The sequence below is a fragment of the Streptomyces longispororuber genome (assembly GCF_024448165.1).
GTDB lineage: Bacteria > Actinomycetota > Actinomycetes > Streptomycetales > Streptomycetaceae > Streptomyces > Streptomyces longispororuber_A.
On sequence record NZ_JAMOLN010000066.1, the window covers coordinates 34,693 to 43,381 of the forward strand.

Consider the following 8,689-nt stretch of genomic DNA (forward strand, 5'->3'; position numbering starts at 1 on the left):
CGCTTAGCGTCGGGACGCATGAGCCTCAAGCGCAATCTGAACCGGGCCCTGTCCGCGGCCACGGGACTGGAGGTCCGCCGGGCCGGGAGCGCACCGCGGGTGACGCCGGCGCCGGTCACGACCCCGAAACCCGTGAAGCGGCCGGCCCCCGAGTACCGATGTACCGACGACCCGGCGACCGACCGGCTGCTGCGCGGGCCCGTCTTCATCATGTCCCCGGTGCGCTCGGGCTCGACGCTGCTGCGGATGCTGCTGAACGCGCACTCCCGGCTGCACGCGCCGCACGAGCTGCACATCCGCCGCCTTGAGGTCGGCTACGGCAGCAAGCTGTCGGAGCGGGCCATGGACGCCCTCGACCTGAGCCGCGGCGATCTGGAGCACCTGCTGTGGGACCGGGTCCTGCACCGGGAGCTGGTGCGGTCCGGCAAGGACGTCGTCGTCGAGAAGACGCCCAGCAACGCCTTCGTCTACCGGCGCATCCGGGACTGCTGGCCGGACGCCCGGTTCGTCTTCCTGCTGCGGCACCCCGTCTCCATCGCCCGGTCCTGGCACGAGGGCGATCCGGAGAAGCGGACCTACGAGGAGGCGTGCGCCGACGCGCTGCGCTACATGACGGCCGTGGACCACGCCCGCAAGGGGATCACCGGCGGCCACACCCTGCGCTACGAGGAGCTCACCACCGACCCCCAGGGGCGGCTGCGCGCGCTGTGCGCCTTCCTCGGCGTCGACTTCGAACCGTCGATGCTCGCGTACGGCGAGCGGGACGCGACGCAGCTCCAGAAGGGTCTCGGCGACTGGCGCGACAAGATCCGCACGGGCAGCGTGCAGGCGGGCCGCCCGCTGCCGGAGGACGACGAGGTGCCCGAGGTCCTGCGGCCCATCAGCAAGGCTTGGGGGTACCTCAAGTGAAGCCGCAGGCCGAGGTCGAGCAGGTGTGGCCGCGGGACGGGCGGATCCGGGTCGTCGGACGGCTGCACGGCGTGCCGCCGGACGCCGGGTCGCGCTGGCGGCTCCAGCTCACCCGCCGCTCGCGCACGGACCACGTCCTGCGGTACGACGCGGACCTGGACGGCGCGCGGTTCGCGTGCGGCTGGGACGTGGGCGGTCTCGCCGCGTACGACGGGTTCGGCGCGGCCGACCAGTGGGACCTCCATCTCACGGACGGGGCACGGACGTTGCGGGTCGGGCGCAAGCTCGACGACATCCGCGGCAAGAAGGCCGTCATGGTCTACCCGGAACAGCGGGTGCCGGGCGCGGACTTCGGCGTACGGCCGTACTTCACGGTCGAGGACAACCTGTCGCTGGAGTGCCGCTCGTGAACCACCCCAGGATCAGGTATCTGCTGCTGCACGCCTACGGGCGCGGCGGCACCATCCGCACCGTCTTCAACCAGGCCAACTCCCTCGCCGCCGCGGGCTGGGACGTCGAGATCGTCAGTGCCGTGCGGCGCCGTGACGACGTGCAGTTCCCGCTGGACGACCGGGTGCCCGTGACGACCGTCGTCGACCTGCGCGAGGGCGTCGCCGCGCCCCGCGAGCGCGGGCTCGCCGGCCGGTGGCGGGCCCGGCGCCGGGACCGGCTGAGCGAGGCGCCCGCGCGGGAGGTACCGCGCGGCGAGTTCGGCCACCGGTACTTCGACCGGCGCCTCGAACTGGCCCTCGGCGCGTACCTGCGGTCGCTCACGGACGGGGTGCTCGTCACCACCCGGCCCGCCCTGAACTTCCTCGCCGCCGCGCACGCCACGCACGGCGTGGTGCGGGTGGCGCAGGAGCACATGAACCACGGGACGCACCGCCCCGACGTGCAGCGGCGCATCGTCGAGACGTACCCGCGCTTCGACGCGGTCGCCGTGCTGACCGAGCGGGACCGCGTCGAGTACGCGCGGCTGCTGCCCGGCACGCGCGTCGTGCGCATCCCCAACGCCGTGCACTCGCTCGACCAGGTTCCCGCGCACCACGACGCGAAGATCGTGGTCGCGGCCGGCCGGCTGTTCCCGCAGAAGGGCTTCGACCTGCTGATCCCGGCGTGGGCGAAGCTCGTCGAGGCGTACCCCGACTGGCAGTTGCGGATCTACGGCAGCGGCGAGAAGAAGGCCCAGCTGCGTGCCCTCATCGAGGAGCACCACCTCTACAACCATGTGCTCCTGATGGGCCACACCGACCGGCTCGACGACGAGCTCGCCAAGTCCTCGGTGTACGTGCTGAGTTCACGCTTCGAGGGGCTGCCGATGGTGATGATCGAGGCGATGAGCCACGCACTGCCGGTGGTCTCCTTCGACTGTCCCACGGGCCCCGCCGACGTGCTCACGCACGGCGTGGACGGGCTGCTCGTGCCGGAGCAGGACCCGGACGCCCTCGCCGACGCGCTCGGCCGCCTCATGGGCGACCGCGACCTGCGCGCACAGATGGGCACGGCGGCCCTGCTCACGGCCGCGGCCTACGGCCCCGACGCGGTGCACCCGCGCTGGGAGGCCCTCTTCTCCGATCTGACGACCCCCGATGGCACACGGCGCGGCACCGGCGCCCCGGAAGGACTTCACGTATGACTACGGCCAACCCGGCCCGCACCCCAGGAGCCCGCGCCCAGGGAGCCACGATCTGGCTCACCGGTCTGCCGAGCTCCGGCAAGACCACCGTGGCGCGCGCCCTCGCCGGACGCCTGCGCACGGAGGGGCACCGCGTCGAGGTGCTCGACGGCGACGAGATCCGCCGCTTCCTGTCGGCGGGCCTCGGCTTCAGCCGCGCGGACCGCCACACGAACGTGCAGCGCATCGGCCTGGTCGCGGAGATCCTCGCGCGCAACGGCATCCTCGCCGTCGTGCCCGTCATCGCGCCGTACGCCGACAGCCGCGAGGCCGTCCGCAAACGGCACGCGGCGAGCGGCACCCCGTACCTGGAGGTGCACGTGGCGACGCCGGTCGAGGTGTGCAGCGAGCGCGACGTGAAGGGTCTGTACGCCCGGCAGGCCGCCGGTCAGCTCAAGGGGCTCACCGGGGTCGACGACCCGTACGAGCCGCCGGCCGACCCGGACCTGTTCCTGGAGACGCAGCACCAGACGCCGGCCGAGTCGGCGGGCTCGGTGCACGCGGTGCTGACGGCGAGGGGGCTGCTGTGACGACGACCGCCGAAACCCCTTACGGACTGGGCCACCTGGACGCCCTGGAGTCGGAGGCGGTGCACATCTTCCGCGAGGTGGCGGGCGAGTTCGAGCGGCCGGTGATCCTGTTCTCCGGCGGCAAGGACTCGATCCTCATGCTGCACCTGGCGCTGAAGGCGTTCACGCCGGCGCCGGTGCCGTTCCCGCTGCTGCACGTCGACACCGGGCACAACTTCCCCGAAGTCATCGCGTACCGGGACCGTGCGGTGGCGGCCCATGGGCTCACGCTCCATGTGGCCTCCGTACAGGAGTACATCGACCGGGGTGTGCTGCGCGAACGTCCGGACGGGACCCGCAATCCGCTCCAGACCGTGCCGCTGACGGAGGCCATCCAGCACGAGCGCTTCGACGCCGTGTTCGGCGGCGGGCGCCGCGACGAGGAGAAGGCCCGCGCCAAGGAACGCGTCTTCTCCCTGCGCGACGAGTTCTCCCAGTGGGACCCGCGCCGCCAGCGCCCCGAACTGTGGCAGCTCTACAACGGCCGCCACGCGCCCGGCGAGCACGTCCGCGTCTTCCCGCTCTCCAACTGGACCGAGCTGGACGTCTGGCAGTACATCGCCCGCGAGAACATCGAGCTGCCCGAGATCTACTTCGCCCACCGGCGCGAGGTGTTCGACCGGGGCGGCATGTGGCTGACCGCCGGCGACTGGGGCGGGCCGAAGGACGACGAGACGGTCGAGAAGCGGCAGGTCCGCTACCGCACCGTCGGCGACATGTCCTGCACCGGCGCCGTCGACTCCGACGCCGGGACGCTCGACCAGGTCATCGCCGAGATCACCGCGTCCCGCCTCACCGAACGCGGCGCCACCCGCGCCGACGACAAGCTGTCCGAGGCGGCGATGGAAGACCGCAAGCGCGAAGGGTACTTCTAGTCATGTCTGCTGTTGCCACGGAAGTCGGCACGCTGCGCCTGGCCACGGCCGGTTCGGTCGACGACGGCAAGTCCACGCTGGTGGGCCGTCTGCTGCACGACTCCAAGTCGGTCCTCGCCGACCAGCTGGAGTCGATCTCCCGCACCGGCACGCCCGACCTCGCGCTCCTCACGGACGGGCTGCGGGCCGAACGCGAGCAGGGCATCACCATCGACGTCGCCCACCGCTACTTCGCCACGCCCCGGCGCCGGTTCATCCTCGCGGACACCCCGGGCCACGTGCAGTACACCCGCAACATGGTCACCGGCGCGTCCACCGCCGAACTCACGATCATCCTGGTCGACGCGCGCAACGGCGTCGTCGAGCAGACCCGCCGGCACGCGGCCATCGCGGCGCTGCTGCGGGTGCCGCATGTGGTGCTGGCCGTGAACAAGATGGATCTCGTCGGCTACGAGGAGTCCGCCTTCGCGGCGATCGCCGCGCAATTCGACGCCCTGGCCGCCGAGTTGGGCATCACCCGGGTCACGGCGGTGCCGGTCTCGGCGCTCGCCGGAGACAACGTCGTCGAGCCGTCGGCGCGCATGGACTGGTACGGCGGGCCGACGGTCCTGGAGCACCTGGAGACGGTCGAGGTGGCGGCCGAGTCGCCGGACGCGCCCGCCCGCCTCCCCGTCCAGTACGTCATCCGGCACGACGGAATCCGCTACTACGCGGGCCAGTTGGTGTCCGGGACGCTCCGGGTCGGCGACGCCGTCACCGTGCACCCGTCGGGGCGTACGTCGACGGTGACGGCGCTCGACGTCCTGGGTGCGGCCGTCGACGTGGCGCCCGCCGGGGCGTCGCTCACGGTACGGCTCGCCGACGAACTCGACGTAGCGCGCGGCGACTTGATCGCCCCGGACGAGCGGGCGCCCACGGCCACGCGGGATCTGCGGGGCGCCGTGTGCCACCTCGCCGACCGGCCGCTGGTGGTCGGGCAGCGGGTTCTGGTGCGGCACACCACGCGTACGGTGCGGGCGGTCGTCCGGTCGCTGGGCCCCGCGGAGCGGCTGACCGCGAACGATCTCGGGGAGGCCGTGCTGCGCACGGCTGAGCCGGTTGTCGTCGACGACTATGCGGCGATTCGGCGGACCGGGGCGTTCCTGCTGGTCGACCCGGTCGACGGGATGACGCTGACGGCCGGGATGGCGGTCTGTTAGGCGCGACGGCGTGGGGGCGGCTCGCGCAGTTCCCCGCGCCCCGTCAGGGGCGCGGGGAACTGCGCGACCAGCCCCCGCCGGACCCGCAGACGCCCACGCCCCCTCAACCCGGCAGGACCAACCTCGGCTTCGGTGCGTCCAGGCGGCCGGTCTGGGGGCGGCGGCTGCCGGCCAGATACGGATCCGGCCACACCACACCCGGCCCCGAATACCCTTGCTCCGCCGCCGCGTGCAACGTCCAGTGCGGGTCGTACAGATGCGGCCGCGCCAACGCACACAGATCCGTACGCCCCGCCAGGACGAGCGAGTTGACGTCGTCCCACGACGAGATCGCGCCGACCGAGATGACCGGAACCCCGGCCTCGTGCCGGATCCGGTCCGCGTACGGCACCTGGTAGGAGCGCCCGTACGCGGGCCTCTCCTCCGCCACCACCTGCCCGGTCGACACATCGATCGCGTCCGCACCGTGCGCGGCGAAGGCACGCGCGACGACCACCGCGTCCTCCGCGGTCGTCCCGCCCTCGGCCCAGTCGGTCGCGGAGATGCGGACGGTCATGGGCCGGTCGTCCGGCCACACACCGCGCACCGCGTCGAAGACCTCCAGCGGGAACCGCAGCCGGTTCTCCAGCGACCCTCCGTAGGCGTCCGTCCGCCGGTTCGTCAGCGGCGAGAGGAAGCCGGACAGCAAATAGCCGTGCGCGCAGTGCAGTTCGAGCAGGTCGAAGCCGGAGCGCGCCGCCCGCCACGCGGCGGACGTGAACTGTTCCTTGATCTCCTCCAGTTGAGCGGGCGTCAGCTCGGCCGGTGTCTGGCTGTCCGCCTTGTACGGGAGCGGGGAGGCGGCCACCAGTGGCCAGTTGGCCTCGGGGTCGGGCAGCGGTTCGTCGATGCCCTCCCACATCAGCCGGGTCGAGCCCTTGCGGCCCGAGTGGCCGAGCTGCAGCCCGATCGCCGCACCGGGTGCGCGGGTGTGCACGAACTCGGTGATCCGGCGCCAGGCGGCGGCCTGTTCGGGGGTGTAGAGACCGGCGCAGCCCGGGGTGATGCGCCCCTCGGGGCTGACGCAGACCATCTCCGTCATGACCAGCCCGGCGCCGCCCATGGCCCGCGCCCCGAGATGGACCAGGTGGAAGTCGCCCGGCACCCCGTCCACCGCCGAGTACATGTCCATCGGCGAGACGACGACCCGGTTGCGCAGCCGCAGCCCGCCCAGTCGGAACGGCGTGAACATGGGCGGCGTGCCCTCCGGGCAGCCGAACTCCCGCTCCACCGACTCCGTGAACCGCGCGTCGCGCAGCCGCAGGTTGTCGTGCGTGACCCGGCGCGAGCGCGTCAGCAGGTTGAACGCGAACTGCCGCGGCGGCTGGTCCAGGTAGCGGCCGAGCTCCTCGAACCAGGCGAGGCTGGCCCGTGCGGCGCGCTGCGTGGAGGCGACGACGGGCCGTCGCTCGGCCTCGTACGCCTTCAGCGCCGCGCCGGTCGTGGGGTTCTCGTGCAGGCAGGCGGCGAGCGCGAGCGCGTCCTCCACGGCGAGTTTGGTGCCGGAGCCGATGGAGAAGTGCGCGGTGTGCGCGGCGTCCCCGATGAGCACGCAGTTTCCGTGCGACCAGCGGTCGTTGACGACGGTGCGGAAGGTGAGCCAGGAGGAGTTGTTGGACTTCAGGGCGCGGCCGCCGAGCGCCTCCGCGAAGACCTTGGCGCTGTGCTCGACCGACTCGCGCACGTCCATGTCGGCGAAGCCCGCCGCCTGCCACACCTCCTCGCGCATCTCGACGATGACGGTCGACTCGTGGTCGCTGAACGGGTAGCCGTGCAGCTGCATCACGCCGTGCTCGGTCTCGGCGATCTCGAAGCGGAACGCGTCGAAGGCGAAGTCGGCGGCGAGCCAGATGTAGCGGTTGCGGTGCTCCTCGACGCGCGGGCGGAACGCGTCGGCGTACGCCTCGCGGGTGCGGCTGCGCACGCCGTCGGCGGCGACCACCAGGTCGTACGCCGCGCAGAGCTCGGCGGCCGGGGGCGCCTCCGTGCGGAACCGGAGCTCGACACCGAGCTGGCGGCAGCGGCCCTGCAGTATCTCCAGGAGGCGGCGGCGGCCGAGGGCGGCGAAGCCGTGGCCGCCGGAGGTGTGCCGGGTGCCGCGGTGCACGATGTCGATGTCGTCCCAGCGCACGAACTCGTCCTGCAACGCCGCGTACACGACCGGGTCCGCGTGCTCGATGCCGCCGAGCGTCTCGTCGGAGAGGACGACGCCGAAGCCGAAGGTGTCGTGCGGGGCGTTCCGCTCCCACACGGTGATCTCGCGCTCCGGGTCGAGCCGCTTGAGCAGGGCGGCCGCGTACAGGCCGCCGGGGCCACCGCCGATGACGGCGATCCGCTGCGGGCGCACCGCGGTCACCTCCCCTGCCACTTGGGCGGGCGCTTCTCGGTGAAGGCCGCGTGGAACTCGGCGTAGTCCTCGCCGTTCATGAGCAGCGCCTGGGTGGCCGCGTCCATCTCGACGGCCGCGGCGAGGGGCATGTCGAGCTCGGCGGTGAGCAGGGCCTTCGTCTGCGCGTACGCGAGGGCGGGGCCCTCGGCGAGGCGGTGGGCGAGGGCGAGCGCGGCCTCGTCGGCGCTGTCCTCGTCCGTCAACTGGCTGATCAGGCCGATCCGTTCGGCCTCGGGTGCGCGGACGGGGTCGCCGAGCATCAGCAGCCGGGTGGCGTGACCGAGGCCGACGACGCGCGGCAGCAGATAGGCGGCGCCCATGTCGCCGCCGGACAGGCCGACCTTCGTGAACAGGAACGCGAAGCGGGCGCTGGGATCGGCGACCCGGAAGTCGGCGGCGAGCGCGAGGACGGCGCCGGCGCCCGCGGCGACCCCGTGCACCGCCGCGATCACCGGGAACGGGGCCTCGCGCACCGCTCGTACGACCTGCCCGGTCATCCGGTTGAAGTCGAGCAGCTGGGCCGTGTCCATGCCGAGGGTGGCGCCGATGATCTCGTCGACGTCACCGCCGGAGCAGAAGCCGCGCCCCTCCCCGGTCAGGACGAGGGCGCGGACGGACTTCTCCCGGGACAGCTCGGCGAGCAGGTCACGCAGATCGGCGTACGCGCCGAAGGTGAGCGCGTTGAGCTTCTCGGGCCGGGCGAGCGTGACGGTCGCGACGCCGTGCGCGTCCACGGCGTACGCGAGGTGGTGCCAGGTGTCGGTGCGGGGGGCGGAGCCGGTGAAGGGACTCATGCGCGTGCGGCCTCCTACGGACGGGGCGTGCTCCTACGGACAGGCGGTTCCCGGCGGCTACTCCCCGAAGTTATCACTGCTTTGTGACTGCCGTCAGCAGGGCGCGATAAACCGTTCGACAGGATGTGACGAAAGACTGACGGAACCGGCATAAGCGCCGGGTCGTGTCATAGAGCCCAATGTCCCGAGGAACACCACCGGGAGCCTCTATCGGCACACGCCGTACCATTCATAAGGTTG

The 8,689-nt window shown here is 72.4% G+C and carries 8 protein-coding genes; 6 read left to right on the forward strand and 2 right to left on the reverse strand.

Annotation, left to right across the window (positions count from 1 at the left end):
• Nucleotides 1–18 precede the first annotated feature (18 nt).
• The 6 genes from M4J07_RS19830 to M4J07_RS19855 are packed head-to-tail and all read left to right on the forward strand — an operon-like array spanning nt 19 to nt 5,227.
• Complete coding sequence (locus M4J07_RS19830; protein WP_255973738.1) at nt 19–909, forward strand: sulfotransferase family protein; 891 nt, start codon at nt 19–21, stop codon at nt 907–909.
• Nucleotides 906–1,319, forward strand: coding sequence for a hypothetical protein (locus M4J07_RS19835; RefSeq protein WP_255973740.1), 414 nt, complete (start codon nt 906–908; stop codon nt 1,317–1,319). Before M4J07_RS19830 ends, M4J07_RS19835 begins: the two co-directional genes overlap by 4 nt.
• Nucleotides 1,316–2,545 (forward strand): glycosyltransferase family 4 protein, encoded by a 1,230-nt coding sequence (locus M4J07_RS19840; RefSeq protein WP_255973741.1) that lies wholly within the window; start codon nt 1,316–1,318, stop codon nt 2,543–2,545. Before M4J07_RS19835 ends, M4J07_RS19840 begins: the two co-directional genes overlap by 4 nt.
• Nucleotides 2,542–3,114 carry an adenylyl-sulfate kinase gene (cysC, locus tag M4J07_RS19845; protein WP_255973743.1) on the forward strand — a complete coding sequence of 191 codons (573 nt, stop codon included), beginning with the start codon at nt 2,542–2,544 and terminating at the stop codon, nt 3,112–3,114. The genes M4J07_RS19840 and cysC overlap by 4 nt, the downstream gene beginning before the upstream one ends.
• Nucleotides 3,111–4,028 carry a sulfate adenylyltransferase subunit CysD gene (cysD, locus tag M4J07_RS19850; protein ID WP_255973745.1) on the forward strand — a complete coding sequence of 306 codons (918 nt, stop codon included), beginning with the start codon at nt 3,111–3,113 and terminating at the stop codon, nt 4,026–4,028. Before cysC ends, cysD begins: the two co-directional genes overlap by 4 nt.
• 2 nt (nt 4,029–4,030) lie before the next feature.
• Complete coding sequence (locus M4J07_RS19855; protein WP_255973747.1) at nt 4,031–5,227, forward strand: sulfate adenylyltransferase subunit 1; 1,197 nt, start codon at nt 4,031–4,033, stop codon at nt 5,225–5,227.
• A gap of 103 nt (nt 5,228–5,330) precedes the next feature.
• Here M4J07_RS19855 and M4J07_RS19860 read toward each other — a convergent pair whose 3' ends face one another.
• On the reverse strand, nt 5,331–7,634 hold the full coding sequence (locus M4J07_RS19860; RefSeq protein WP_255973748.1) for a bifunctional salicylyl-CoA 5-hydroxylase/oxidoreductase: 2,304 nt from the start codon (nt 7,632–7,634) through the stop codon (nt 5,331–5,333).
• Entirely contained in the window at nt 7,619–8,449 is an 831-nt protein-coding gene (locus tag M4J07_RS19865) for an enoyl-CoA hydratase family protein (RefSeq protein ID WP_255973750.1), read from the reverse strand. The genes M4J07_RS19860 and M4J07_RS19865 overlap by 16 nt, the downstream gene beginning before the upstream one ends.
• Nucleotides 8,450–8,689: the final 240 nt, after the last annotated feature.